This window comes from Actinoplanes subtropicus, assembly GCF_000721705.1.
GTDB lineage: Bacteria > Actinomycetota > Actinomycetes > Mycobacteriales > Micromonosporaceae > Actinoplanes > Actinoplanes subtropicus.
Genome location: NZ_JOJL01000017.1, coordinates 55,215 through 78,758, shown reverse-complemented (window position 1 = coordinate 78,758; position 23,544 = coordinate 55,215). Strand labels below are relative to the sequence as shown.

Sequence of the window (23,544 nt, the reverse complement as noted above, 5' to 3'; positions counted from 1 at the left end):
AGGATGACATGGACACCGCTGCCTACCTGGCAACCCGTCGAAGCCTGCACGCGATCGCCGAACTCGTGCTCGCCGGTCCGCAATACCGTCAGCACGGTGACATCCGGCTCGCGGTGACGCCCGGCGGTTTCGCCACGGTCACGGGCCCGCGGGTGCGCGTCGACGGAACCGATCTCGCCGTCGACGGCCGGCGCTGGCCGCTCGACGGGCAGACCTGCGCCGCCCTCGCCGACGGCGCCGGCCTGCAAGCCAGCGCGCTGGGCGACGTCTACCGGGACGGCACCGACGTGAGGCTCGACGAGACACTGCGGGTGGATCCGATCGTCACCGCGTGGCTGGCCAGATGCTGGGCCGCCGGAGATGCCGCGCTGCGCAAGCTCGCCCCGGCCGAGCAGCCCGTTTTGTGGCCGGAACACTTCGACGTGGCCATCCGGGTCGACCAGACGAACTTCGGCATCTCACCCGGCGACGAATTCCTCCCGGAACCGTACGCCTATGTGGGCCCGCCGGAACCGCGCGAGGGCGAGTTCTGGAACCAGCCGTTCGGCGCCGCTCGCCCGATACGCGAGCTTGCCGGTCGCGCCGCCGCGGACGTAGAGCCGGTCACCGGCGGACGAGGTTTGCGCGTCGACCGAGCCGGCCGCCGTCGCGGTGTTGCCTGCGGTGGCGACCCGGCCGTGGGTGTCGGTGACCGCGGTGACCGAGCCGCTGCCGGCGTTGGAGGCGTAGAACGTGTCGTGGGCGCCGGCGATCCAGATCGTAGCGACCACTGACTGGGGAAATCCGCCCGCCTTCCTGGGCCGGTGGCTCGGCGCCCTCGCCGACCTCTCCGTAAAACGGCGTGTCCGCTAGCTCCAATTCGCCAACGACCTGGGGATCAATTGAGTTGGGTGTTGTGGTGGGTTTGTCGGGTGGCGGCGCGGTCGCTGGCGGGGCTGGTGACGGCGCGGATGGTGTCGGGTAGGGCGTCGCGGCGGCCGGTGAAGCGTTGTAGGGTGCGCCACCATTTGATTTTGGCGATGGCGTGTTCGGCGGGGATGCGTTGCGAGGATTGGGCTTTGCGGGCTGTCTCGTACGTGGCGTCCTGTTCGGGTGGGGTGTCTTTCTTGGGTTTCAGGGGTGGGGCGATGACTTGTCCGGGGTGGTCTTTGGCGAGGCCGCGGTAGCCGGCAGCTCAACTGCACGTCGGGGTAGGTGTACGTATCAACACACCTCAATCGATCCCCGGTCGTTACTGCAGGGAGTCGATCCAGCGCTCTAGGTGGCGGACCTGGCCGGTCATCAGGTCAGGATCCCGGAAGGCGTTGGCCAGCAGCGCGCCGCCCTGTATGCCGGAGAACAGGCTGACCGCTAGTTCCCGCGCGTCGGGTCGGCCCAGTTGGCGGAACTGGTCTTCGGCCCAGTCCAGGATCAGCCCGATCGGCTTGGCCGCCTCCTGGTCTAGGCCGTCGTCGCGCCGGTCGAGCTCGGCCGCAAGGGTGCCGAACGGGCAGCCGTGGCGGGCGACCAGCTCGCGCATCTCGACCCACTGGTGGGTAAGCGCCTTGAGGCGCGCGGCCGGGCTACGTCGGGTCTGCAACGAGTCGAGCAGTGCGCGGACCTGCTCGGCCCGCGAGTCGATGACCGCCCGGACCAGGTCGTCCTTGGTCCTGAAGTAGTAATACACGTTGCCGGGCGGCACATCGGCCACCTCCGCCACCTGGGCCAAGCTCGTAGCGGCGACGCCTTGACGATGCAGCAGGTCGCCCGCGGCGGCGACGAGCCGCTCCCGCTTGCCGCGGCGATCATGAACGGTTGAGTCAGTCATCTCACTCAGAGCATAGCCAGCGGCCCACTCTGCCTGCTAGCGTCCGAGTTAGTTAGTCAACTAACTCAGAACCGGTGGAGGTTCCGCCCATGACCACGGTCACCGCGCAACGCTCTGTCCTGTCGACCCGCCGCGGCGTGTTCACGCTGGTGCTGCTGTGCACGGTCCAGTTCATCGACATCATCGACTCATCGATCATGAACGTCGCCCTGCCGTCGATCCGCGCCGATCTGGGCTTCTCTCAGCAGCGCCTGCAATGGGTGCTCAGCGGCTACCTGGTCACCTACGGCGGCTTCCTACTGCTCGGCGGGCGCGCCGCGGACCTGATCGGGCGCCGCCGCCTGCTCGTGGCCGGCACCGCGGTGTTCGCCGTGTGCTCTCTCGCGGGCGGGCTCGCTACCAACGGCGGCATGCTGGTCGGTGCCCGGGTTGCGCAGGGTATCGGCGCGGCGCTGATGGCACCGGCCGGGCTGTCGATCCTGACCACCACCTTCACGGAGGGCCGGGACCGGACCCGGGCGCTGGGCGTGTGGGGGGCGATCAGCGGGGTCGGCGCCGCCGCCGGGGTGTTCCTCGGCGGGGTGCTCTCCGAAGGGCCCGGCTGGCGGTGGGTGCTGTTCGTCAACATTCCGGTCTGCGTACTCATCGTCGCCGCCGCGTTGCGGCTGGTCCCCGGCGAGCGGCGCCGCGCCCGGTTGGCCACCTTCGACCTGCCCGGCGCTGTCCTGATCACCGCGGCGATGCTGCTGCTGGTCTACGCCCTGGTCAAGGCGCCGGACGCGGGCTGGGGTAACCGGCACACGATCGGTGAACTCGGCACCACCGCCGCGCTGCTGGTCGGGTTCGTCGTCGTCGAGCGACGCACCCGCAACCCGCTGTTCCCGTTCGCGATCTTCCGCACCAAAGGGCTGGCCGCGGCCGACGCCACCCAGTTGATCGCCTTCGCCGGCTTCCTGTCGGTGTTCTTCTTCCTGACCCTGTACATGCAGAACGTGCTCGGCTACAGCCCGATCCGCAGCGGCTCGGCGTACCTGCCCGTCACCGCCGGCATCATCCTGGCCGCCGGAATATCGTCACAGCTGATCCCGCGGATCGGTACCCGGCCCATCATCGTGGCCGGCACCCTGATCGCCGCCGCCGGGATGTTCGCCCTGTCCCGCCTCCCGGCCCACGGCTCCTACCTCACCGACCTGCTACCCGGCCTGGCGGTCATGTCGATCGGGCTCGGCGCCGTGTTCGTCACCGTCACCACCGCCGCCAACGCCGGGGTGCCCGCCGACCAGGCCGGACTGGCCGCCGGTCTGCTCAACACCTCGCTGCAACTCGGCTCCGCGCTCGGGCTCGCCGTGTTCTCCGCGATCGCCACCGCACGCACCAACCACCTGCTCGCCGACCACATCGCCCCACCAACCGCGCTCACCGCCGGCTTCGCACGTGCCCTGCTCGCGGGCAGCATCGCTCTGCTCGTCGCCACCGCGATCGCCCTTCGCGCGACCAACACCCGTGGCCGATCGCCACAGCCCGAACCAGCCCCGGTCTCCGGCACTCCCGCCACCGTGCCGGCCGAGTAACACCCTGACCCCTCGACCAGCCGCCCACACACCCCGACCGTCAAGGAGCACCAGTGACCACCACCGCGCCAACGACGCAGACCTACCACCTCTACATCCGCGCCGGCGCGCAACAGATCTGGGACGCACTCACCCAACCCGAACACAGCGCCCACTACCTGTTCGGTGCCCTCGTCGACACCACCGCCGAGACCGGCGCACCATTTCGCTACCACTCCCCGGACCGAACCACCCTCTGGGGCGACGACACCGTCCTGGACGCCAACGCGCCACACCGCCTCGTCGTCAGCTACCGCGGCCTCTACCACCCCGACCTCGCCACCGAACCTGAAAGCAGGGTGACCTGGCAGATCCAACCCGACCACGACGGCGTCTGCCTGCTCACCGTCGTGCACGACCACCTCGAACAATCACCCAAAACCGCCGAACGCGTCGCCGGAACCGGCTGGATGCGCGTCCTGAGCGGCCTGAAAACCCTCCTCGAAACCGGCGACGCACTCCATGCCTGACCGATCGCACACCCGCCCCAACGCGACCACCGCCACCATTCCTGAAGGAGCCTCATGACTACCCGAGCCACCCCCATCGACAAGCACCGCTTCGGCCCCTGGGCGCTGGTCACCGGGGCGTCCTCCGGCATCGGCCGCGCGTTCGCTACCCAACTGGCCGCCAACGGCATCAACCTCGTCCTCGCCGCCCGACGACTACCCATCCTGGACGAGGTCGGCCGCGGCCTCGCCCGCCAGCACCACATCCAATACCGGACGGTCCAAGTCGACCTCGCCGAACCCGACTTCCTGAACACCCTCATCCACTCCACCAATGACCTCGACCTCGGCCTGATCGTGTCCAACGCCGGAGACATGAACCTCGGCGAATTCCTCGCCACCGCACACCAGGCGCTGCTCGCGGAGCTGCGCGTCAACACCGAAGCCCACCTGAGCCTGACCCACCACTTCGGACAGAAACTGGCCCGGCGCGGCACCGGCGGGATCCTGCTCGTGTCCAGCGTCGCCGGAATCCAAGGCGTGCCATACATCGCCAACTACTCCGCCACCAAGTCCTACGTCCTCACCCTTGGCGAAGCCCTACACCGCGAACTGGCCGCACACGGCGTCCACGTCACGGTCCTTGTCCCCGGCGCAACCGCAACCGCCATGACCGCCAGATTCGGCGCGGACAAAACGCCGATGGGCCGGCTGATGATGTCCGCCGACACCTGCGCCGCCCAGGGACTCGCCGCACTGACCGCCAACCACCCGGCCTGGATCAGCGGCCGAATGAACCGAGTGACCATCGCGTTAACCCCACGCAAGACGAGAATCCGGATGTTCGGCGCCATGAACAAGTCGATGGCCGACCAGATCACCACAACTTCCGACCCGAGGACGCCCAGCATCGAGCCGGACGACCGGCCGGTGTGACCGCAGTCCACCGCTGGCCACAAATTCCCCACAGCTTCTCTACCGCCGGGCCGGTTTGGCGTTCGCGGCCCGGCGGCCGCCACATCACGCGACGTCCGGTCGTGCAGAGACGCCGGTGAGCGCTGACGGAGAGCGGGGCAGTGGCCGTCTTGCAGCGGCCCCACACCCAGAGGACCTCCCGGTATGACCAATCCACCCCGCTCGCGCGGTAATGTCCTCCGGCAGGCCCGTCAACGCGACAGTCACGACAAACGCGCTCGGGTGATCAACGTCGTGGACCGGATGCTGAGCGACAGCGAGCCGGTTCACCTTCGCCGTCGTCGCGAACCAAGCGGGGGTGTCGAACTGGCTGGTCTACGCCATCGGCGTGCGCGCGAGCACATCTATGCCGCCCGCCAACAGCAGACCGGTGCACCCACGCGCGCCACGGCCACGGGCGGGACCGCAAGCCAGGCCAGCCTGCGCAACGAGTTGGAGCTGATCCGCGCCGACAACAAACGGATCAGAGCCGAACGCGACACCTTGAAGGAGGCGGTGCGGCGGCAACTCGGCCCCAACTGGACCAGATCGGTGCGGCCGACCTGATCACCCAGATCAACGAGCCCACCGCTCAAACGGAACGTGCGAAACGTGAGAACGCTTAAGAAGCCGACCGTTCAGCTGTTCTCCTGTCGGTCCGATGGTGGAGTCCCGGCGGCGGCCCGCCTTCCCGGGCTGGTCGGCGACGAGGCCGCCGGTTGAGGTCAGGTCGTCGTGGGCGAGGCGTGGCGGACGTCGCCGACGGTGCTCAGCGATCGCACGATCGGCCGGGTCACCGCGACTCCGATGCCGAGAGCGAGCAGACAGCCGACGACCAACATGACGATCACGGTGGTGCGGCGGGACAGGTAGTCCGACCGGGCCGCGGCGGCCGACGTCGCGGCAGCGGCGGCCTCAACCGCCTGCAGCTCGGCGAGATCCCGGTTGATCCTCGTGAAGATCGGGTTGATCACGGTGTCCCGGGTCCGCTGCCACGAGGCCAGGTCCCGGGCCGCGCCGGCGGGTAACTGGTCGTCCCGCGCGACCCGGACGTAGTCCCGCCAGTTGGTGCGCAGATCGGCCAGAAGGACCTGGTCCTGACCGCCGTAGGCGGTCATCGCCGCGTCGGCGGCCTGGACGTCGGCGGTGAACCCGCGGGTGTACTTGGCGGTGTCGGCCGGATCGACGGAACTGGCCTGATTGGCCAGATCGACCCGGGCCTGGATCATCGCCGCCTTGATGGCACCTACCGCGCCGACGTTCGCCACATTCCTGCGGTAGAGGTCCTGCGCCGACGCGCTGGTGCCGCTCAGCGCCCGCAGACCCGCGACCCCGACCGCCAGCGTCACGAGCACCGCGACCAGGACAGCGGTGAGGATCTTCTTCTTGACGCCGAGCTCGGCGACCGACAGCCGCTTCCGCGGACGTACGTCAATGCCGGAAAACGTACCCATGACGGGGTCTCCTCGTCGCGAGTTTCGGGCCCGGCGTCAGCTCCGGACGGCAACCAGGGCCCGGTCTCCTGCACGCACCACCCCACCATCATCGGCGCCATCCCGACGAGCCGGTGGCAAAAGCCCGAAATCGGTACGAGGCGAGCATCTCTGGAACGGGCACCGCTTGGTCATGGGTAGCGCCTCTGACGGTGGTTGGCAGGTCGGCGCTCCCGGGCGCCGCTGGGCCGGGCAAACCTCGGCGACAGATCCGGTTGTCACCGAACTGTCATGATGGGCCGCAACGCGGAGGCGGCTGAGCTGTACGAGGTGACCGCGAGGGCCGCTGTACAAGCGACCGGTGCCCGGGGAGAGCAGGTCCGGGCACGAGTGGCCATGTTCTTCGTGGCGAGGAACTCCGACATGCTGGCCGAGGCTCGGATCGAGCGCCGATGTGATTCCGCGGCGAACGAGTGCCGGTCGCGCCGCCGCGGACGTAGAGCCGGTCACCGGCGGACGAGGTTTGCGCGTCGACCGAGCCGGCCGCCGTCGCGGTGTTGCCTGCGGTGGCGAGCCGGCCGTGGGTGTCGGTGACCGCGGTGACCGAGCCGCTGCCGGCGTTGGAGGCGTAGAAGGTGTCGTGGGCGCCGGCGATCCAGCAGGTGGCCGCCTGGCCGGTGGTGACACTGGAGATCGGGGTCAGTGCGCCGTTGCGGCCGATGGTGAACGTGGCCACCGCGTTGGACCCGGCCTCGGCGAGGACCAGGCGGCCGGCGGAGTCGAACTCGACCGCGAACGGCACCGCCCCTGGCACGGCGGTGGTGGTGGGCTGCGCTGACGGGCCGCCCAGCCGGTCGACGTCGAAGACCTCGACGGCGCCGGTCGAGGCCTTGGTGGTGACGATCAGCCGGCGGCCGTCGGGGGTGAACGCGATCTGGCCGGGGGTGTGCGTGAATTCGCCGGTTCCGGTCGTGATCGGCAGGTTGAGGTTGCGGTGCCAGGAGCTCACCTGGACCAGGCGCGATCCGAGGCGCAGGTAACCCTGGATCGAGCCGCCGTTGCGGGCGTTGAGCACGTAGACGGTGTTGCCGTGGCTGGTGACGCTGACCGGGAAGACGCCGCTGGTGGAGATCACCTGCAGGCGGTTGAGCCGGTCGCCGTGTACGCCGAAGACGGTGAGCGTGTCGCTGCCGGCGTTGACCGCGTACAGCAGATGGTGGGTCCGGTCGAGGGTGAGGGCGCCCTGCGAGGCCACGTGGTCCACGACCGAGCCGCCGAGCACGCCGCCCTTGCCGCCCGTGGGGTAGGTGCCCTGCTGGTGCAGCGCGCGGTCGTAGGCGACGATGGCGTTGCCGTCGACGCCCTCGGTCGTGACGAACACGGTGCTGCTGTCCTGGGCGGAGGTGGCCAGCGCCGGAGTGGTCAGCAGGGTGGCGGCGCCGGCTGCCGTGGCGAGGATCACGGCGAGACGAGCTGGGGTTTTCATGGGAACTCCTTCGGTTGCCTATCGGGCACAGACTTCGTCTCCGGCAACCGAGGTGGCGTTACTGCACGTCACAACCTCGTAAGACTTGGTGGTTGAAGGCGGCATCACCACAGCGCCGGCGCACCGTGCCGCCGCCCCTTTCCGCGGTCGGCTGGGAAGACCCCTTCAGGCTCCCCGGGGCGTCGTGTGCCGAGCGGGTCACGCACCCGGGATACCTGGTTGTTTACGATCGTCCGGCCGCGGTACGCGGGTCGACTGCCGGGAGCCGGCGGCGGCGGATCCGCATGGCGGCGATGACCGCGACGGCGGATCCTCCGAGCGCGAGCAGCCAGAGGACCGTCGGGGAGATCGGCGGCGACATTCCGGCGTCTGCCTGGGCCATCCCGAGCGTGGATAGGTCCTGTGCCGGCGGGATCGCAGCCGGCGCCAGCTTCTGATACCGCACCAGACCGGTGCTCTCCAGGATGTCCAGGTAGTCCAGGACCGCGACGTTGGCCTGGTCGGCCAGGTGCCGGATCACCGCGCTGCGGGTGGCGGAGCGGACCTCGCCGATGATCGGGTAGAGGAACCCGTACGCGTCGCGCAACGAGGCGACGAAAAGTTGGTCGAACTGGCTTCCGTCGGCCGTCTGCAATCGGCCGAGGGCTTCCTGCTGCTGGGCGGTCGCCGTGACGGGAAGCGTCACACCAAGCTGTTTGCCGGCCGCGGTGGTTTGCTGGTCGAGCCGGCCGTGCTCGTCGGCGATCTTCTGGCCGGCCTGCCGGACCTTCGGTGCCGTGCCCTTCTGGGCCGCCAGTTGCCCGGCCGGGATTTCCCACAAGGCGGCCTGGTGCAGGCCGACGAGCAGCGTCATATCGGCCGCGTTCAGCAGAGCCGGCCCATCCGCACCGGCTTGCGCGGGAGCGGACGACACCAGCAGCGCAGCAATCGCGGCGACCGCGACAGCGGCCGCCCGGCGAACAAGCGACGACATTCGAACCTCCAGGAGCGCGGGACCCACGGCAGGAGGTACGACCGTCGCGACAAGAAGGTTCAGTAATGCACTTAAATTCCTTTTCCTGCATGACATGTACGCGGCTATACGCACAGTAGCTCGCATGGCGCGGCAAGATCAGTGACATCTAGAAAAGGTATTTGGGTGCACAAGTGAACGTTCTTGCGCTCCGCGCCGTACTGCCTGACGAAGGTTGAGCGACCACGTGGAGGCACCGATGTCACCCCTGCTACGCCGTACGGTTGCGCTGGCCGTCGCCGCGCTCGCTGCCCTGATCGTGTTACCGGTGCGGGCCGGCGCCGATCCGGCGTCCACCCAGTTGGGCGTGGCCGACCTGACCCTGCTCAACGGCGTACGGCAGGCCGGCCTGTGGGAGATCCCGGCCGGGCAGATGGCCGCCCAGAAGGGCACGACAGTGCAGATCCGGCAAGTCGGCCAGGCGATCGCGAACCAGCACGTGCAGCTGGATCAGTTGACCGTGGACGCCGCGAACAAGCTGGGGGTGACGCTGCCGGCCACGCCGACCGCCCAGCAGCAGGGCTTCGTGAACCAGTTGCAGGCAGCCAGGGGCATCCAGTTCGACCAGATGTTCGTCACCTTACTGCGCGGCACGCACGGCTTCATCTTCCCGGTCATCTCCGCGGTGCGGGCGTCCACCCACAACGAGGTCGTACGGAAGCTGGCCGCCCAAGCGAGCATCTTCGTCATGCACCACATGCAGATGCTGGAAAGCACCGGCCTGGTGCAGTACGCCAAGTTGCCACCGGCCGCCATGTCGGCCGATCAGGAGCTGTTCACCGCCGGAACGGCACACGTCAATCCCGGTGCCGGGCCGTCGATCTCGTCGACGCTGCTCTGGTTCCTTGGCGCCGGCGTGGTGGGCATCGCGGGGATCGCCGCCGTCCGGACCATGCGCGGTCGTCGGCCGGGGATCGAAGCGCGGACCGCGGCACCGCGAAGGTGACACCTGCGGGGCGGGCACGACCACACAATGGCCGTGCCGAGCACGGGCCGACAGGCACATGACACGCACCAGGGAACGGAGAAAGATCAGCACCATGCGGGACGCGGGAGAATCGGAAATGGCCACGAACGTGGGCACGAGCAGTGAGCTCCACGAGGGTCGTGTCGCGGGGCTGCCTGCGGTGTCGCCGACCGCTTTGTCACCGGCCGAGGAGGAGGTGGTCGGAGCCCTGCTCGCACTCAGCCGCGCCTTCGTGGCCGAAACGGCCCGATCCCTCAGTGGCCTCGACGAGGACGTCACACTGCCCCAGTTCCGCACCCTCGTGGTCCTGGTCTCCCGCGGCCCGCAACGGGTGGCCGACCTCGCCCAGGAACTGGCCGTCACCTCCTCGACCGCGGTCCGCATGTGCAACCGGCTGGTCCGCAAGGGCCTGGTGGCGCGCCAGGAGCGCCCCGACGACCGGCGCGTCGCCTGGATCACCCTGACCGCGGCCGGACGGAACCTGGTCGGCGAGGCAACACGGCGCCGCCGCGAGCGGCTCGCCGAACTGGTCGCCGGGTTGACGATGACCCGCCCGCTGGCTTTCGCCTCGGTTCTCAACGCCATGGTGGAGGGTGCCGGCGAGGTGCCCGACCGGCAATGGTGGCAGCAATGGCGCGACGCGGAGATCAGCCCGGCCACGGACGCCGACTGAGCAGGCCTCGGCAACGGGCGGCGTCCAGTCGGCAGTGACCGAGGCCGCGGCAGAGCACCGCCGAAGCCGGAGCCACCCGCCTCCGCCCGCTCCTGCAGGGCAACCCGGGGGATGCTCACGAGTGCCGACGTCGCGGTAGCGGTGCGGCGGCACACGAACGGTTGCCGCGCGCCCGAGCGCGTATCCGCGGATCGGTGGTCAACGATAACAAAGTTCTTACGTGCATCCATCTGGCCTGATCCGTTGGTCCCCGCGATGCGTATCTCATCCTGCAAGGACGCGTTGCCGGTCTCCGGCGCGGAACCGCGAAACGGGAACAACCGATGCCAGGAGGCACCTAATGCCAGGGACCGCGACGAAGACACCATGGCGCAGGCTGGTCGGCCCGGCACTCGCCGCCGCGGCATTGATCGTCATGAGCCCGTCCGCCGCGCGGGCCGAGCCGAACGTCCCGGTGCCGCCCAACAACCTGATCTCCGACAACGGGGACGGCGCCGTCTCGGCCGCCGACAAGGACCTCGTCGTCAAGGTCCGACTGGCCGGGCTGTGGGAGATCCCCGCCGGCGAAATGGCCCAGCAGAAGTCGAAAGACCCACGCATCCAGCAGATCGGCAAGGAGATCGCCGCCCAGCACAAAGTCCTCGACGCGCTGGACCGCGCCGCCGCGAAGAAGCTGAAGATCACCCTGCCCAACGCGCCGAACCACGACCAGCAGGGATGGCTCGGCGAGATGCGCGACGCGGCCCCGGGCAAGGACTTCGACGCCATCTACATCGACCGGCTCCGCGCCGCGCACGGCAAGATCTTTCCGGCCATCGGGACCGTACGGGCGACCACCCGCAACGACACCGTCCGCAAACTCGCCCAACAGGCCAACCAATTCGTCGTCACCCACATGACCCTGCTGGAAAGCAGCGGCATCGTCGACTTCGCCGCCCTGCCCACCGCCCCGAACCCGTCGGCGCCACCCACGACCGCGCCCGCCACCACCGCACAGGTCACCACCGCCAGCGAGAGCACGCTGTCGAAGACGAACCTGCCAGTCACGCTGCTCGCGCTGGTCGCCGGGCTGGCCGTGGGCGCCGTCGCCACCATGCGCCTGGCCGGCAACCGCCGGCGCCGCCAACACGCTCGCTGGTGAGATCCCTTCCGCAGCGCGGTACACGGTCAAGGCCATCGCCGGCACACGTCGGCGATGCCGCCGCGGTCACGCCGCGCGGGGTCACGGCCCTGGCCGCCAAGGAGCGCCGCCAACCCGCAGTAAAGGTGCACATTTGCACCTAGATTGTGACGCGTTCAGTTGCCGTCGGAGGGACCGCCACAGGTTACGAGCAGATGGTCCCAGCCGCCTCGGCGGCCCACCGAGTCGGAAAAGTGCCGGACCGCGGCTCCTTCGCCGTGGCGCCCGGCAGCGAGCACGGCCTCGTCAGGCTTGTTGCCGGATTCCGGCCGCCGCGCGCAGCAGGTCGCGGTGGGTCAGCCAACCGGATGGGATGCCGTCGGCGCCGACCGGCAGACCCGCTCCGCCGTTGCGGGTCAAGGCGGCGAGGGCGTCTTCCAGCGACTCGTCGCCGGCGAGAATCGGGACGGTGTGAGCGAGGCCGGCGGCGGTGATTCCCTCGGCGGCGTCCTGTACCGCCCGTTCCACCTCGATCGCCTGCACCACCCCGAGCAGTTGCCCGTCGTCGTCGACGACGGGCAGCGCGGTGTTGCCGTCGGCGGCGAACCGCGCAGTCAGATCGGCTAGCGTCGCGTCTGGGAGCAACGGCGCGGGCAGTTGGCCGGCCGCCGCGGTGACCGAGATCCGGGCCAGGGCACGTTCCGGCGCTTGCAGGTCGATGCCGCGGCGCAGCAGCTTCCGGGTGTAGATCGTGTCCCGGCTGAGCAGCTTGGACACGCCGGCGGCGAGGGCGATCGCCAGCATCAGCGGCAGGATGATCCGGTACTCGCCGGTCAGCTCGAACATGATCAGTACAGACGTGATCGGCGTACGCGCCGCCCCGGCGAAGACCGCACCCATGCCGACCAGGGCGTACGCGCCCGGCGACGGGGCCAGCGCGGGGACGACCGCGTGCAGTGCGAGCCCGAACGCCTCACCCAGCATCGCGCCGACGAACAGCGACGGGGCGAACACTCCACCCGAGCCGCCGATCCCGATGGTCAGGCTGGTCGCGAGGATCTTGCCGATCAGGAGTAGGAGCACGAAGCCGAGCGCGTACCCGCCGCCGACCGCCCGGCCGAGCACCGGGTAGCCGACGCCGTACATTTGCGGCAGCGCCAGCAACACCCCGCCCAGCAGCAGACCGCCGGCCGCTGGCCGTAGCCACTCCGGACCTCGCCACCACCGGTCGCAGAGATCCTCGATGAAGTACAGGGCACGCGACCAGCCGACTCCGACCCCGCCGGCGAGCAGGCCGAGGACGACGTACGCGGCGTACTCCCCGGCCGAGCCGATGGTGAAGGTCGGCAGTGCAAGGAATGGATGGTCGCCGAAGGCGGCCCGGCTCAACGCCGCCGCGGTGACCGCGGCGAGCACGACCGCGGCGAACGATTCGACCGCGAAGTCGCCCAGGATCAGTTCGAGGGCGAAGAACACCCCGGCGATCGGCGTGTTGAACGTGGCCGCGATGCCGCCGGCGGCCCCGCAGGCGACCAGGATCCGCAGCTGGGACTCGGGCAGCCGCACCAGCTGGCCGAGGGTGGAGCCGAGCGCCGAGCCGATCTGCACGATCGGCCCCTCCCGGCCGACCGACCCGCCGCCGCCGATGCAGAACGCGCTCGCGAGGGCCTTGACCACGGCAACCTGCGGCCGGATCCGGCCGCCGCGCTCCGCCACCGCATACATCACTTCCGGTACGCCGTGACCGCGCGCCTCCCGGGCGAAGCGGTACACCAACGGCCCGTAGACCAGGCCCGCGACCACCGGGGTGAACAGCACGAACCAGCGGCCGAGCCCGGGCAGATGCGGATTGGCGGCGTGCGCGGCCGCCGAGTAGTCGTCGTGGCCGGTGAACAGCCGGGTCGCAGTCATGATCAGCCAGCGGAATACCGCCGCGCCGAGACCGGCCCCCGCCCCGACCACCACCGCGAGCGACTGTAGACCGGCACTGCTGCCGTGTAACCAGGTCCAGATTTTTTGGTGCACTCTTACATCTTTCCATGGTCGCCGACCAACCATCCCAGGGCGCTCACTGCCCACCGGGCTCGGCAGCTCGATGGACACCCTCGTTCTCGCTGGGCGTTGCCGCCGCGACGGTGCGGTCGCTCGGTGCCGTCATCCGCGACGGCGCCGCCCGGTCGAGCAGCGCGTGGGAGCCGCTGTTCCAGCCTGCCGGGTCGGTCTACCCGGACGTGGCAGCCGGGGTCACCGTGTTCGTGCTGGCGAAACGGCTGTTCGAGGCCCACGCGGGGCGCCGCGTTGCGGGCCTTGGCCGAGGTCGCGCCAAACAAGCGACCCGGCTGCGCGAGGACGGTGCCGAGGCGCGGGTGCCGGCGACGGCGGTGCGGGCCGGTGGCCGGCTGGTCGTCCGGCGGGCGGTTCAAGGTTTCGCGTTCTTACGATCCGCTGACCGCTGGCTCGGCCGGCCCTCCGCACGGCGTCCGGGTCGTACGGTCAGCGCTGTGACCCTCGTACTCAGTGACCCGCGGTGACCTCATGAACGGGGTGAGCCGCGCTCCGCGGCGCCGTCCCGCCGGATCGGTGACCACCCTGGCCTTGGCCGTTTTGGGGCCGGTGCTGCTCGCCTTCGCCGGCCTGCTGCACCCGGGCGGTTTGTCGGCCGCGACAGCCCATCGATGGATGTGGCTACACATCGTTCTGCTGCCCGTGTTTCCCCTACTGGCGCTCGGGTTTGTGGTATTGCTGCGGCATCGGCCGCACCGACGCGTGCCCAGGGTTGCCCGGATCGTCGCCTGGGGCGGCGCCGCGGTGTACGCCGCCGGCTACACCGGTCTGGACGCGGTGGCTGGCATCGCCGCCGGCACCATTGCCGGCCAACCCGGCGACCCGATCCAACTGCGCCGGCTCGTTCTGGCACTGTATGCAACCGGCAACCGGCTCGGGACAGTCGCCGTCTACGCCTTGCTCATCGCGATCCTGGCCGCGACCGTGGTGCTGGGCGCCGGCCACGGCCGGCGGGTGCTGCCCGGCACCGCGGTGCTGTTGGGTGCCGGCTGGTCCTTCGTTGACAGCCACATCTTCTGGCCGCGCGGTGTGTGGACCATGGTGGCCATGGCGGCCGGTTTCGCCCTCTGGTGGTGGGCCGCTGCGCGAGACGGCACGGAGTTCATCGCCGCCGGCGGCGATTGAGAAATTCCGGGAGGATGCGGAGGATGGACCGGCTGTTCTCAGCCTTCTTCCGCCGCCCCGACGCAGACATGCCCGGGTGCCGGCCGGCACCCGGGCGTGAGCCCTCGTCCCGCTGTTCGCCGGTAAGGTCACCAGACCACGAGGCCCTCCATGCCGGAGCCGTCGGCGAACACCGGCAGGCCCTTGTTCAGGGTCGTCACCAGGGTCAGCGATCCGTTGCTCGCCACCCGGAAGCCCTCGACCGTGCCAGCCAGGGTGTTCTGCACGTAGAGCAGCGATCCGTCGGCCGTGGCGGCCAGGTCGATCGGGCCGGCGCCCGGCGCTTCTTCCCGCCGATCGACACCAGCCCGGCGTCGTCGACGTGGTAGAGGGTGATCGTCGAGCTGCCCGGGTTGGTGCCGTAGAAGAACTTGCCGGCCGGCGCGATCCAGCACAGCGTCTGCTGACCGGATTCAACCGACGGCGTGATCACCTGAAGCTTGCCGTCGGCGCGCAGCGCGTACGAGGTCACTCCGGACTTGGCGGCCTCGGTCACCAGCAGGTGACCCTTGCGGTCGAAGACGAAGGAGAACGGCACGTCGCCGTTCGACCGGGTCGACACGGGCTTGGCCGAGAGCCGACCGTCCTTCTCGACGCCGAACACGTCGATCGTGTTGCCGCTCTTGGTCGTCACCACGAGGTGCCGGCCGTCCGGGCTGAAACCGACCTGGGGCGGCGATGCGGTGAACAATGGGGTGGCGTCGTTGGTGATGCCCAGGTCGCGGGCGGATTTGCTCAACGGCTGCAGGCCGCGATCGGTCAGGTGGAAGCCGCTCACGTTGGTCTTGCCCCCCGCGTTCAACACGTACACGGTGCTGCCGGACACCGCGATGCTGCTCGGGAAGTCACCGCCCGAACTCACCGTGTGCGGATCGGTGAGGCGCTGTCCGCGTACGCGGAACGTGGTGACCGAATTGCTGCCCGCGTTCACCGCGATCATCATCTGCCGGGTACGGTCGACGACCAGCGACTCCTGCGAGGCCAGCGGGTCGAACGGGTTGTCTTTCTGCGCGCCGCCGCGCCCGCCGGTCCGATATTCACCGGCCGGGGTCAGCTTGCCGTCGGCCGCCCGGCGGAACGCGAGAACGGAGTTGTGCTTCGGGTCGTTCGACTGCACGAAAACCATGCCGCCACGGTCGGCCGCGTGTCCCGCGCCGTACTTCGCAGGCTGCTGCGGGATCTCGTGCGCGAAGGCAACTCCGGTGGTAACCGCGGCTCCGGTGATCAGCACCGTGGCGGCGGCCGCGACAACGGTTCTTCTGCGCATGATCGATGTACCTCCGAGGATGAACGGTGGGTTCGGCGGGAGGTACGGACCCGACAGCCGCCGCCGCTCACCTCGGCGACAGGCCATAAGAAGTCGGTAAGACTCTGGCAACAGCCGACCCTTCGACCGGCATTCCCACGACTGCTGGTCAGCTCCCCGGCCACCGGCCGATCGCGCATCTGCTGCCGTGCCATGGCCGTTCAGCCTGGCCAGCCGCGCAAACGTCGCACGGGTACGGAACTGTGCCGCCGCGACGTGGCTTCTCGGGTAACGCTGTCGTCGTCCCGGGATGTCTTTGCCCGGCTCGAAGGCCGCCGCTTCCCTTCGCCGTACGGCAACTGGTGTAACGCTTCGGGCCGGGCCGGGGACTACCGGGCATCAACCGAGGAGGAACCGATGCCCGAAACCCGTTACGACGATCTACGCGCCCTGGTCATCAACTGCACGCTGAAGCGGTCCCCGGAGGTGAGCAACACCGGCGGCCTGATCGACCTGAGCCGGGCGATCATGGAGAAGCAGGGGGTACGGGTCGAGGTCCTGCGGGCCGTCGACCACGACATCGCGACCGGGGTCTGGCCGGACATGACCGAGCACGGCTGGGCTACCGACGCGTGGCCGGAGATCTACCGCGACAAGGTCCTGCCGGCCGACATCCTGATCATCGCGGGCCCGATCTGGCTGGGCGACAACTCGTCGGTCACCAAGCAGGTCATCGAACGGCTGTACGCCTGCTCCCACCTGCTCAACGAGGCCGGCCAGTACGCCTATTACGGCCGGGTCGGCGGTTGCCTGATCACCGGCAACGAGGACGGCGTCAAGCATTGCGCCCAGAACGTCCTCTACAGCTTGCAGCATCTGGGCTACACGATCCCGCCGCAGGCCGACGCCGGCTGGATCGGCGAGGCCGGGCCCGGCCCGTCCTACCTCGATCCCGGCTCGGGTGGGCCGCAGAACGACTTCACCAACCGCAACACCACGTTCATGACCTGGAACCTGCTGCACCTGGCCCGGATGCTCAAGGACGCCGGCGGCATCCCGGCGCACGGCAACCAGCGCAGCGAATGGGACGCCGGCTGCCGCTTCGACTTCCCCAACCCCGAATACCGCTGAAAGGCCGACCACCATGCCCGCCACGCCCGCCCAGGTCATCACCGACTTCGCCGCCGCCCTGCACGACGGCCGCCTCGACGACGCCGTCGCCCTGTACGAGCCGGACGCCGCGTTCATTCCGCAGCCCGGCGCCGAGCCGCTGCACGGCCTCGAGCAGATCCGGGCCGCGCTCGCCGGGTTCGCCGCCCTGCGCCCGACCCTGACCCCGGACGTCCGCAAGGTCGTCCAGGCCGGCGACATCGCCACCGTGCTCAACTCCTGGACGCTCGACGGCACCACGCCGGACGGCAACCCGCTGCAGTTGAGCGGCACCAGCGCCGACGTCATGCGCCGCCGCCCGGACGGCACGTGGGCTCTGCTGATCGACGACCCTTGGGGTGCGTGATTCCGGCGCCGGCGGGCAGTATCGTGCGCTGCATGGTCGACGCCGTGCTGCCCGCCGACGCCGTCGTCGTGGCCCGGCTCCGCGCCCGGGACGAGACCATGTTCGCCGCACTGATCGACGCCTGGTCGCCGGGCATGGTGCGGGCCGCACGGGCCTTCGTCGCCGACGACCACACCGCGCAGGACGTCGTGCAGGAGGCGTGGCTGGGTGTGCTGCGCGGCATCGACGGGTTCCAGGAGCGGTCCTCGCTGCGCACCTGGGTCTACCGGATCGTGGTCAACAAGGCCAAGACCCGAGGGGTACGCGACGCCCGCACCGTCCCGGCGAGCAGCCTCGGCCTCGACGACGGCCCGACGGTGGACCCGGCACGGTTCCGCGGCGCCGACGACCCGTACCCGGGTCATTGGCGCAGTTTCCCGCCCGCCTGGCCGTCCCCGGAGGACGACGCGGTCGCCGGCGAGACCCGCCGCCAGCTCGCGGCCGCGCTGGCGGGGCTGCCCGACCGCCAGCGTGTCGTGGTCACGTTGCGCGACGTGTCGGGGCACAGCAGCGAGGAAGTCTGCGAAATGTTGTCGATCAGCGCGGCCAACCAGCGCGTCCTGCTGCACCGCGGCCGGGCCGCGCTGCGCGCCACCCTGGAGCAACACTGGATCAAGGAGGCGATGGCGTGAACTGCGACGAGTTCGTGGAACTGGTCACCGCCTACCTCGAGGGCGCCCTGCCCCTGGAGACCGAGCAGCGGTTCGTGGAGCACCTGGCCGAGTGCGACGGCTGCGACCGCTACCTGGAGCAGATCCGCGCCACCGTGGACGCCCTCGGCCACCTGCCCGCGCAGCGGCTGGCGCCCGAGGCCCGCGACCGGCTACTGGCCGCCTTCCGCGACTGGCCCGCCGGCTGAGCGTTCCTCACGAGCGGCGGGCCCGCTGCTCAGCGAGCCGATACGGTCGAGAACGGTGTCCAGGGCGACTTCCAGCGGTCGTACGTCTCGCTGGATCTGGACCATGAGCAGTCCGCCCTGCAAGGCGGTGAGCAGCGCCAGCGCCAGGTCGCCGGGGTTGCCGGCCAGATCGCCGCGGCGGTGCATGGTGCTCAGCCCGGCCCGGATCGCCTCTTCCCAGCGCAGGTAGCCCGAGGCGACCGCGAGCCGGGCCTCGAGGTTGGTCTCGGCCACCTGGCCGCCGATCGACCCGATCGGGCAGCCGCCTCGGCATTGCAGCCGTTTCTGGTTCTCGACCAGCATGTCGCGCCAGGCGCGAAGCTCACTGATCGTGTCGAGGCGGCCGAGGTGCGGCGCCTGCAGGTCGAGGACCGCCTCGGTCTGGTGGTCGATCACGGCGAGCAGCAGGGCCTGCTTGTCGGCGAAGTAGTGGTAGATCTGCGAGCCGCTGACCCCCGCCGCGGCGCGCACAGCCTCCAGCGTGGCCTCGGTGACGCCGTGCTCGTACATCAGCCGCGCGGCCGCTTCGACGATCCGCCGCCGGGTTGCCTCGCCCTTGGCCGTGAGCCGTTTCGCTGTCACGCCGGACACACTACCTCGTTTTGGATTGGACAACCCATTTTTTCGCCGCGATTGTGGGTCACACGATCCATTCGTACCGAAGAAAGGGGTCTGTTCATGGAGCTCAACGGAAAGACCGCGCTCGTCACCGGCGCGACCGGGGGAATCGGCGGCGCCACGGCCCGGCTGCTGGCGGCACGCGGCGCCCGGGTCGTCGCGTCCGGCCGGGACAAGCAGCGCGGCGAGGCGCTGGTCAAGGAGATCACCGCGGCGGGCGGCATGGCCCGGTTCGTCGCCGCCGATCTGACCGACGTGACGTCGCTGCGGCAGCTCGCGGCGCAGGCCGGTGACGTCGACATCCTGGTCAACAACGCGGCGCTGTTCCCGATCGCGGCCACCACCGAGCAGGACGCCGACGGCCTCGACGAGGCCTTCGCGGCGAACGTACGCGCGCCGTACCTGCTGGTCGCGGCGCTCGCTCCGGCGATGGCCGCGAAGGGGTCGGGCAGCATCGTCAACGTCAGCACGATGGCCGCCCGGATCGGCATGCCCGGCCTGTCCACCTACAGCGCGACCAAGGGCGCCCTGGAGGCCCTCACCCGCACCTGGGCGGCCGAGTTCAGCCCGGCCGGCGTGCGGGTGAACACGGTCGCCCCGGGTCCGACGCGGACCGACATGGTGATGTCGAGCATGGGGGAGGAGGGCGCCGCGCAGGTCGCGGGCACGACATTGCTGAAGCGGCTGGCGGCTCCAGAGGAGATCGCTGAGGTGATCGCGTTCCTGGCCTCCGACGCGTCCGGCTTCGTGACCGGCGCGACGGTGGCCGTCGACGCCGGGCGCACCGCGATCTGACCGACCGGGCCTCCGTCCGCCGACCAGGCCAGTCCCGGTAGGCAGCCGGAGGCCCGCCTCATTCGCCGCCGCCGGAGGCTGCGGCGACACCGGCCGCGTCGCAAACAGTCCTGCGTGGGATGTCGGGGATCCGGGTGGCCCGCACAAAAATTCGCCCGACACCGTGCGGAAGCCGGTGCGTCAGCTGCGGGTCAGTTGGGTGATCTCGCGCAGGCGGCCGTCCGGGGCGAGCCGGCCGAACATGAAGATCTCGGTCTCGACTACTTGGCCTTTGCGCATGGCGGCGGTCAGGACATACCGCGCCGCGGCCACGTCGCCGGTCACGGCGACATCGTGGACGTCGACGCGGACCTCGGTGGCTCGCTTGCGACCCGAGGCGACATGGGCGAGCAACTGTTCACGGTCAAGGGCCAGGCCGTCGTTGTGCAGAACGAAACCGGGCGCGTGGTAACGGTCGAAGACCTCGGCCGGATCGTCGTCGCCGAAGGTGATTTCCAGCGGATAGCGCCGCAGATAGCCGGCCAGATCCGCGCCAGGTGGCGGAGCGCTCATCGGGACCCTCCCTCGAATAACTCTGACACATGTGTCCAAGATAAGGTGACCGGGCTAGCCTTGACAACCATGTCCAACTTGCCGGGGCCGGCACGACGGCGACGTGCCGACGCCGAGCGGAGCAGCGCCGCCGTGTTGAGCGCGGCAATCGATCTGTTGGGGCGGCGACCGCAGGCGAACATGGAGGAGATCGCGGCGGCCGCGGGAGTGGCCCGGCAGACCGTGTATGCGCACTACGCGTCCCGGGAGAAGCTGCTGGCCGCGATCCTCGAGCACATCGCGGCCGAGACCGTCGCCGTGTTCGACCGGCTCGATCTGGACGAGTTGCCCGCGCCGGCGGCGCTCGACCGGTGGGTCGAGGCATCCTGGCAGATCCTGGCGCGGTATCCGATCGTCCTGACCGAGGCCGTCGCGCAACCGCCCGGCGACGAGGTCGACCGGCACCGGCCGATCAGCCGACAACTCGTCGAACTCCTCGAACGTGGCCGAACCGCTGGTCAGTTCGACAGCACCTCGCCGGTCACCTGGCAGATCGCCGCGATCGTGGCGCTCGGGCACGCGGCCGGGCAGGAGGTCGCCGCCGACCGGATGACGCCCGCCGCGGCCGGCGAGGCCTTCCGGTCCGGGGTGCTCCGGCTCTGCCTGCGCTCGACTCCGGCCGCCTGACGAGTCCGGTGACAGCAACCGATCTGCCTCACTCGATCGGGAGCCAATTTCTCCCGATAAGGGCCGCCTCGCGGAGCGCGGCCGCGGCGATCGGCTCCGGAAGTCGGGTCAGCTGTGCGGCCGAGCAGCTTGTGCGGCGCGCGACACGACACCTCGACGGTGTTGAGGCCGTGGGGGAAGACATCCTCGGGCGCCGCGTCACGCCTGGTTTACGACGGTTCCGCCGAGAATCACGCGCACACGAAGCTCGGGCAGCCCGTCCCGCAACCATGCCTCAATCCGAGATCGCGCTTCGCCGACAGCGGCGGGCTCCACGCGAGCAAGATATCGCTCGTACTGATCGACCAGATCGTCGAAATCCGACACGCCGTCATCGTACGAGCCCTGCCTGGGCAGGCCCACTTTGATTATCGTGGCATGCCACTTACCTCATGCCTCATCCTGCCGCCGGGCGACCGCATGGATCTGGCGGCGCTGACGGCGCACCTGGACGATGCGGCGCGCCCGGCGGCGAGCTGTGCGGCAGGCCGAGCCCGGGAGCCGGCCGGCCCGTGGAGCGGTCAGCGCGTGGTCCAGCCGCCGTCGACCACCAAGTTCTGGCCGGTCACGTACGACGAGGCGACGCTGGCGAGGAACAGCAGCGGGCCGTCCAGTTCGTCCGGGCGCGGTGGCCGGCCGATGGGCGTCCGGCCGCTGATCCAGGCGACCTGGTCGGGGTCGGCCAGCCAGCCGGTGGTGTTGCTCGGGAAGAAGCACGGCGACAGCGCGTTGACCCGCACCCCGCGGCCGGCCCATTGGGCGGCCAGTTCGCGGGTCAGCGCGACGACCGCGCCCTTGCTGGCCGCGTAGCCGGCGAGCGGGTACCGGTCGAGGCTGATCGTTGCCGATGGTGAGGCGACGTTGACGATGCTGCCCTGGCCGCGGTCGAGCATGTGGCGCCCGACCAGCTGGGTCATCCCGAACAGGCCGACCGTGTTGGTGTCGAGCAGATCGCGTACGGAATCGAGGTTCTCGTCCTCCGCCGGCGTGGAGCTGGCGATCCCGGCGTTGTTGACCAGGACGTCGATCTGTCCATATCGGTCGAGGGCGGCTGCCACCAGGGCGGCCCGGTCTTCGTCTCGGCGGACGTCGCAGGTGACCGGCAGGGCGTCGCGGAGCGAGGCGGCGAGCGTCGCGTTCGGTTCGGCGCGCCGGGAGGCGAGGACGACGGCGGCTCCGGCCGCGCCCAGGACCCGCGCAAAGCGTTCGCCGAGCCCGGTCGACGTGCCGGTGACCAGGGCCACCCGGCCGTCGAGGCGGAAGTCGGGCGCGGTCACGGGATCAGCCGGTAGAAGCGCCAGAACGGGTGGTCGATCTCGAGCACTTCGCTGCCGCGGTAGCCGGCCCGGGCCGCGAGTTCATGCAGCGTGGCCGTGCGCAGCAGCGGACCGATCGGCTCGGGGTCGACGCCGACCATGCCCTGCGGCACGCACCAGAGCGTGCTGGCGGCGGCGAAGAACCGTTCCACTGGGTCGCCGGGGGCGGTGAAGCTGTCGGCGGTCCGTTCGTCCATCACGATCACCGTTGCGTCCGGGGCGAGCGAGCGGCGGGTGTTCTCCAATGCCTCGACCGGCCGCGGCAGGTCGTGCAGGCACTCGAACAGGAATACCAGGTCGTAGCGGGCCGTCCAATCGGCGTCGCGGTCGGACAGGTCGGTTACCTCGAAGTCGATGCGGTCGGCGACGCCGTGGTCGGCGGCGTTGCGCCGGGCGGCCGCGATGGACGCCTCGTCGTTGTCGTATCCGTCGAGACGCAGGTGCGGGAACGCCTTGGCGAGCTCGATGGTCGACCAGCCGGGGCCGCAGCCGAAGTCACCCACTCGGGTCGCGTGGCCGGTGTCCGCGAGACGGGCGTGCACCTCGGGCATCTGGGGCAGCCAGTCGGCGATGAGGAGGTTGACGAAGGCGGGGCGGTTCAGCGCGGACTGGGCGCTCAGTGCGTCCGGGCCGTATGCGGCGTACGGTACGCCCGCGCCGGTGCGGAACGCCCGGGCGAGGTCGGGCAGGACCTGGCCGACCGCGGCCACGGCGGACGGCAGGCCGCCCAGGTAGGCGGGGCTGGTGGGGTCGGTCAGGACCGCGGCGACGCCGTCGGCGAGCCGGTAGCGGGCGGTGGCCGGGTCGGTGCCATCGGGTTCGAGCAGTCCGGCGACGGCCTGCTGTTGCAGCCACTCGCCCACGTAGCGGGGGGCGAGCCCGGTGCGGGCGGCAAGCTCGGACGGTGTCGCGGGTTGCCCGTCGAGCGCGGTGTAGAGGCCGAGCTGGACGCCGAGGTAGATGTTGCACAGCTCCAGGGCGTCGACGCCGGCGGTGAACAGCCGCCCGGACAGTGCCCCGATCGGGTCGGCGGCGGTTTCGATCGTGTCGGTGCTCATGGCGATCACTCCTTGGACGAGAACTGCACCTTCACGAGGAGGGCGTCAGCTGCGGCCTGACA

Annotated in this window: 26 protein-coding genes; 15 read left to right on the top strand and 11 right to left on the bottom strand. The window is 70.1% G+C overall.

Going from position 1 to position 23,544, the window contains the following annotated elements:
• The first annotated feature begins 8 nt into the window (after window positions 1–8).
• Window positions 9–773, top strand: coding sequence for a hypothetical protein (locus IH26_RS0123220; protein WP_063763728.1), 765 nt, complete (start codon window positions 9–11; stop codon window positions 771–773).
• A gap of 458 nt (window positions 774–1,231) precedes the next feature.
• Here the strand turns inward: IH26_RS0123220 and IH26_RS0123215 are convergent, their stop codons facing one another.
• The gene (locus tag IH26_RS0123215; protein ID WP_030438338.1) at window positions 1,232–1,807 is read right to left on the bottom strand and encodes a TetR/AcrR family transcriptional regulator; all 576 of its coding nucleotides are present in this window, start codon (window positions 1,805–1,807) and stop codon (window positions 1,232–1,234) included.
• An 89-nt stretch (window positions 1,808–1,896) separates the two neighbouring features.
• On the opposite strand from IH26_RS0123215, the gene IH26_RS0123210 reads away from it, so the two are divergent.
• The 4 genes from IH26_RS0123210 (at window position 1,897) to IH26_RS53865 (ending at window position 5,387) form a co-directional block, all read left to right on the top strand.
• Complete coding sequence (locus IH26_RS0123210) at window positions 1,897–3,378, top strand: MFS transporter (protein WP_034215856.1); 1,482 nt, start codon at window positions 1,897–1,899, stop codon at window positions 3,376–3,378.
• 53 nt (window positions 3,379–3,431) lie between these two features.
• The gene (locus IH26_RS0123205; RefSeq protein ID WP_030438336.1) at window positions 3,432–3,887 is read left to right on the top strand and encodes an SRPBCC domain-containing protein; all 456 of its coding nucleotides are present in this window, start codon (window positions 3,432–3,434) and stop codon (window positions 3,885–3,887) included.
• A gap of 54 nt (window positions 3,888–3,941) precedes the next feature.
• Window positions 3,942–4,802, top strand: coding sequence for an SDR family NAD(P)-dependent oxidoreductase (locus IH26_RS53870; protein WP_051808423.1), 861 nt, complete (start codon window positions 3,942–3,944; stop codon window positions 4,800–4,802).
• A gap of 183 nt (window positions 4,803–4,985) precedes the next feature.
• Complete coding sequence (locus IH26_RS53865) at window positions 4,986–5,387, top strand: hypothetical protein (RefSeq protein ID WP_157437345.1); 402 nt, start codon at window positions 4,986–4,988, stop codon at window positions 5,385–5,387.
• 158 nt (window positions 5,388–5,545) lie between these two features.
• Here IH26_RS53865 and IH26_RS53860 read toward each other — a convergent pair whose 3' ends face one another.
• The 3 genes from IH26_RS53860 to IH26_RS53855 all read right to left on the bottom strand — a co-directional run bounded on the left by IH26_RS53860 (window position 5,546) and on the right by IH26_RS53855 (window position 8,712).
• On the bottom strand, window positions 5,546–6,274 hold the full coding sequence (locus tag IH26_RS53860) for an MCP four helix bundle domain-containing protein (RefSeq protein ID WP_051808421.1): 729 nt from the start codon (window positions 6,272–6,274) through the stop codon (window positions 5,546–5,548).
• 268 nt (window positions 6,275–6,542) lie between these two features.
• Window positions 6,543–7,739 carry a lactonase family protein gene (locus IH26_RS0123185; protein WP_157437344.1) on the bottom strand — a complete coding sequence of 399 codons (1,197 nt, stop codon included), beginning with the start codon at window positions 7,737–7,739 and terminating at the stop codon, window positions 6,543–6,545.
• Window positions 7,740–7,962: 223 nt separating this feature from the next.
• Window positions 7,963–8,712: a DUF4142 domain-containing protein gene (locus IH26_RS53855; RefSeq protein WP_051808419.1), complete on the bottom strand. Its 750-nt coding sequence runs from the start codon at window positions 8,710–8,712 to the stop codon at window positions 7,963–7,965.
• 238 nt (window positions 8,713–8,950) lie between these two features.
• Between IH26_RS53855 and IH26_RS0123175 the strand changes: the two genes are divergently transcribed.
• The 3 genes from IH26_RS0123175 to IH26_RS0123165 all read left to right on the top strand — a co-directional run bounded on the left by IH26_RS0123175 (window position 8,951) and on the right by IH26_RS0123165 (window position 11,532).
• Window positions 8,951–9,697 carry a DUF4142 domain-containing protein gene (locus IH26_RS0123175; RefSeq protein ID WP_051808418.1) on the top strand — a complete coding sequence of 249 codons (747 nt, stop codon included), beginning with the start codon at window positions 8,951–8,953 and terminating at the stop codon, window positions 9,695–9,697.
• 118 nt (window positions 9,698–9,815) lie between these two features.
• Window positions 9,816–10,391, top strand: a complete 576-nt coding sequence (locus tag IH26_RS0123170; RefSeq protein ID WP_084599016.1) for a MarR family winged helix-turn-helix transcriptional regulator — start codon at window positions 9,816–9,818, stop codon at window positions 10,389–10,391.
• A gap of 340 nt (window positions 10,392–10,731) precedes the next feature.
• Complete coding sequence (locus tag IH26_RS0123165; protein WP_034215855.1) at window positions 10,732–11,532, top strand: DUF4142 domain-containing protein; 801 nt, start codon at window positions 10,732–10,734, stop codon at window positions 11,530–11,532.
• A gap of 285 nt (window positions 11,533–11,817) precedes the next feature.
• Here IH26_RS0123165 and IH26_RS0123160 read toward each other — a convergent pair whose 3' ends face one another.
• The gene (locus tag IH26_RS0123160; RefSeq protein WP_245665425.1) at window positions 11,818–13,476 is read right to left on the bottom strand and encodes a chloride channel protein; all 1,659 of its coding nucleotides are present in this window, start codon (window positions 13,474–13,476) and stop codon (window positions 11,818–11,820) included.
• Window positions 13,477–14,091: 615 nt separating this feature from the next.
• Between IH26_RS0123160 and IH26_RS0123150 the strand changes: the two genes are divergently transcribed.
• Window positions 14,092–14,700, top strand: a complete 609-nt coding sequence (locus tag IH26_RS0123150) for a hypothetical protein (RefSeq protein ID WP_030438327.1) — start codon at window positions 14,092–14,094, stop codon at window positions 14,698–14,700.
• 205 nt (window positions 14,701–14,905) lie between these two features.
• On the opposite strand, the gene IH26_RS53850 is transcribed toward IH26_RS0123150, so the two are convergent.
• A complete protein-coding gene (locus IH26_RS53850) occupies window positions 14,906–16,006 on the bottom strand; it encodes a lactonase family protein (protein WP_169789800.1) in 1,101 nt (366 codons plus the stop codon).
• 396 nt (window positions 16,007–16,402) lie between these two features.
• Between IH26_RS53850 and IH26_RS0123140 the strand changes: the two genes are divergently transcribed.
• The 4 genes from IH26_RS0123140 to IH26_RS0123125 are packed head-to-tail and all read left to right on the top strand — an operon-like array spanning window position 16,403 to window position 18,399.
• On the top strand, window positions 16,403–17,116 hold the full coding sequence (locus IH26_RS0123140) for a flavodoxin family protein (protein WP_030438326.1): 714 nt from the start codon (window positions 16,403–16,405) through the stop codon (window positions 17,114–17,116).
• 13 nt (window positions 17,117–17,129) lie between these two features.
• The gene (locus IH26_RS0123135) at window positions 17,130–17,501 is read left to right on the top strand and encodes a YybH family protein (protein WP_034215854.1); all 372 of its coding nucleotides are present in this window, start codon (window positions 17,130–17,132) and stop codon (window positions 17,499–17,501) included.
• 32 nt (window positions 17,502–17,533) lie between these two features.
• Entirely contained in the window at window positions 17,534–18,172 is a 639-nt protein-coding gene (locus IH26_RS0123130) for an RNA polymerase sigma factor (RefSeq protein WP_030438324.1), read from the top strand.
• On the top strand, window positions 18,169–18,399 hold the full coding sequence (locus IH26_RS0123125) for an anti-sigma factor family protein (RefSeq protein WP_030438323.1): 231 nt from the start codon (window positions 18,169–18,171) through the stop codon (window positions 18,397–18,399). The genes IH26_RS0123130 and IH26_RS0123125 overlap by 4 nt, the downstream gene beginning before the upstream one ends.
• Here IH26_RS0123125 and IH26_RS0123120 read toward each other — a convergent pair.
• On the bottom strand, window positions 18,364–19,020 hold the full coding sequence (locus IH26_RS0123120) for a TetR/AcrR family transcriptional regulator (protein WP_245665423.1): 657 nt from the start codon (window positions 19,018–19,020) through the stop codon (window positions 18,364–18,366). The two genes, IH26_RS0123125 and IH26_RS0123120, sit on opposite strands and share 36 nt — an antisense overlap.
• A gap of 96 nt (window positions 19,021–19,116) precedes the next feature.
• Here IH26_RS0123120 and IH26_RS0123115 point away from each other — a divergent pair, with 96 nt between their 5' ends.
• Complete coding sequence (locus IH26_RS0123115) at window positions 19,117–19,851, top strand: SDR family NAD(P)-dependent oxidoreductase (protein WP_030438321.1); 735 nt, start codon at window positions 19,117–19,119, stop codon at window positions 19,849–19,851.
• A gap of 180 nt (window positions 19,852–20,031) precedes the next feature.
• On the opposite strand, the gene IH26_RS0123110 is transcribed toward IH26_RS0123115, so the two are convergent.
• Complete coding sequence (locus IH26_RS0123110) at window positions 20,032–20,403, bottom strand: nuclear transport factor 2 family protein (protein ID WP_030438320.1); 372 nt, start codon at window positions 20,401–20,403, stop codon at window positions 20,032–20,034.
• A 69-nt stretch (window positions 20,404–20,472) separates the two neighbouring features.
• Between IH26_RS0123110 and IH26_RS0123105 the strand changes: the two genes are divergently transcribed.
• Complete coding sequence (locus IH26_RS0123105) at window positions 20,473–21,069, top strand: TetR/AcrR family transcriptional regulator (RefSeq protein ID WP_051808415.1); 597 nt, start codon at window positions 20,473–20,475, stop codon at window positions 21,067–21,069.
• Between the two features lie 198 nt (window positions 21,070–21,267).
• Here IH26_RS0123105 and IH26_RS0123100 read toward each other — a convergent pair whose 3' ends face one another.
• From IH26_RS0123100 to IH26_RS0123090, 3 genes are all read right to left on the bottom strand, one after another.
• Complete coding sequence (locus IH26_RS0123100) at window positions 21,268–21,435, bottom strand: hypothetical protein (protein WP_157437340.1); 168 nt, start codon at window positions 21,433–21,435, stop codon at window positions 21,268–21,270.
• Window positions 21,436–21,629: 194 nt separating this feature from the next.
• Window positions 21,630–22,385, bottom strand: a complete 756-nt coding sequence (locus IH26_RS0123095; protein ID WP_030438317.1) for an SDR family NAD(P)-dependent oxidoreductase — start codon at window positions 22,383–22,385, stop codon at window positions 21,630–21,632.
• Window positions 22,382–23,482, bottom strand: a complete 1,101-nt coding sequence (locus tag IH26_RS0123090; RefSeq protein ID WP_063763733.1) for a class I SAM-dependent methyltransferase — start codon at window positions 23,480–23,482, stop codon at window positions 22,382–22,384. The genes IH26_RS0123095 and IH26_RS0123090 overlap by 4 nt, the downstream gene beginning before the upstream one ends.
• Window positions 23,483–23,544: the final 62 nt, after the last annotated feature.

Bases quoted from the DNA above. Each gene is read 5' to 3' on its own strand.
- IH26_RS0123110 (WP_030438320.1), bottom strand. From the start codon at position 20,403: ATGAGCGCTCCGCCACCTGGCGCGGATCTGGCCGGCTATCTGCGGCGC.
- IH26_RS0123220 (WP_063763728.1), top strand. From the start codon at position 9: ATGGACACCGCTGCCTACCTGGCAACCCGTCGAAGCCTGCACGCGATC.
- IH26_RS0123090 (WP_063763733.1), bottom strand. From the start codon at position 23,482: ATGAGCACCGACACGATCGAAACCGCCGCCGACCCGATCGGGGCACTG.
- IH26_RS0123115 (WP_030438321.1), top strand. From the start codon at position 19,117: ATGGAGCTCAACGGAAAGACCGCGCTCGTCACCGGCGCGACCGGGGGA.
- IH26_RS53855 (WP_051808419.1), bottom strand. From the start codon at position 8,712: ATGTCGTCGCTTGTTCGCCGGGCGGCCGCTGTCGCGGTCGCCGCGATT.
- IH26_RS53865 (WP_157437345.1), top strand. From the start codon at position 4,986: ATGACCAATCCACCCCGCTCGCGCGGTAATGTCCTCCGGCAGGCCCGT.
- IH26_RS0123175 (WP_051808418.1), top strand. From the start codon at position 8,951: ATGTCACCCCTGCTACGCCGTACGGTTGCGCTGGCCGTCGCCGCGCTC.
- IH26_RS0123140 (WP_030438326.1), top strand. From the start codon at position 16,403: ATGCCCGAAACCCGTTACGACGATCTACGCGCCCTGGTCATCAACTGC.
- IH26_RS0123105 (WP_051808415.1), top strand. From the start codon at position 20,473: ATGTCCAACTTGCCGGGGCCGGCACGACGGCGACGTGCCGACGCCGAG.
- IH26_RS53860 (WP_051808421.1), bottom strand. From the start codon at position 6,274: ATGGGTACGTTTTCCGGCATTGACGTACGTCCGCGGAAGCGGCTGTCG.
- IH26_RS0123215 (WP_030438338.1), bottom strand. From the start codon at position 1,807: ATGACTGACTCAACCGTTCATGATCGCCGCGGCAAGCGGGAGCGGCTC.
- IH26_RS53870 (WP_051808423.1), top strand. From the start codon at position 3,942: ATGACTACCCGAGCCACCCCCATCGACAAGCACCGCTTCGGCCCCTGG.
- IH26_RS0123170 (WP_084599016.1), top strand. From the start codon at position 9,816: ATGGCCACGAACGTGGGCACGAGCAGTGAGCTCCACGAGGGTCGTGTC.
- IH26_RS0123130 (WP_030438324.1), top strand. From the start codon at position 17,534: ATGGTCGACGCCGTGCTGCCCGCCGACGCCGTCGTCGTGGCCCGGCTC.
- IH26_RS0123135 (WP_034215854.1), top strand. From the start codon at position 17,130: ATGCCCGCCACGCCCGCCCAGGTCATCACCGACTTCGCCGCCGCCCTG.
- IH26_RS0123210 (WP_034215856.1), top strand. From the start codon at position 1,897: ATGACCACGGTCACCGCGCAACGCTCTGTCCTGTCGACCCGCCGCGGC.
- IH26_RS0123185 (WP_157437344.1), bottom strand. From the start codon at position 7,739: ATGAAAACCCCAGCTCGTCTCGCCGTGATCCTCGCCACGGCAGCCGGC.
- IH26_RS0123165 (WP_034215855.1), top strand. From the start codon at position 10,732: ATGCCAGGGACCGCGACGAAGACACCATGGCGCAGGCTGGTCGGCCCG.
- IH26_RS53850 (WP_169789800.1), bottom strand. From the start codon at position 16,006: ATGCGCAGAAGAACCGTTGTCGCGGCCGCCGCCACGGTGCTGATCACC.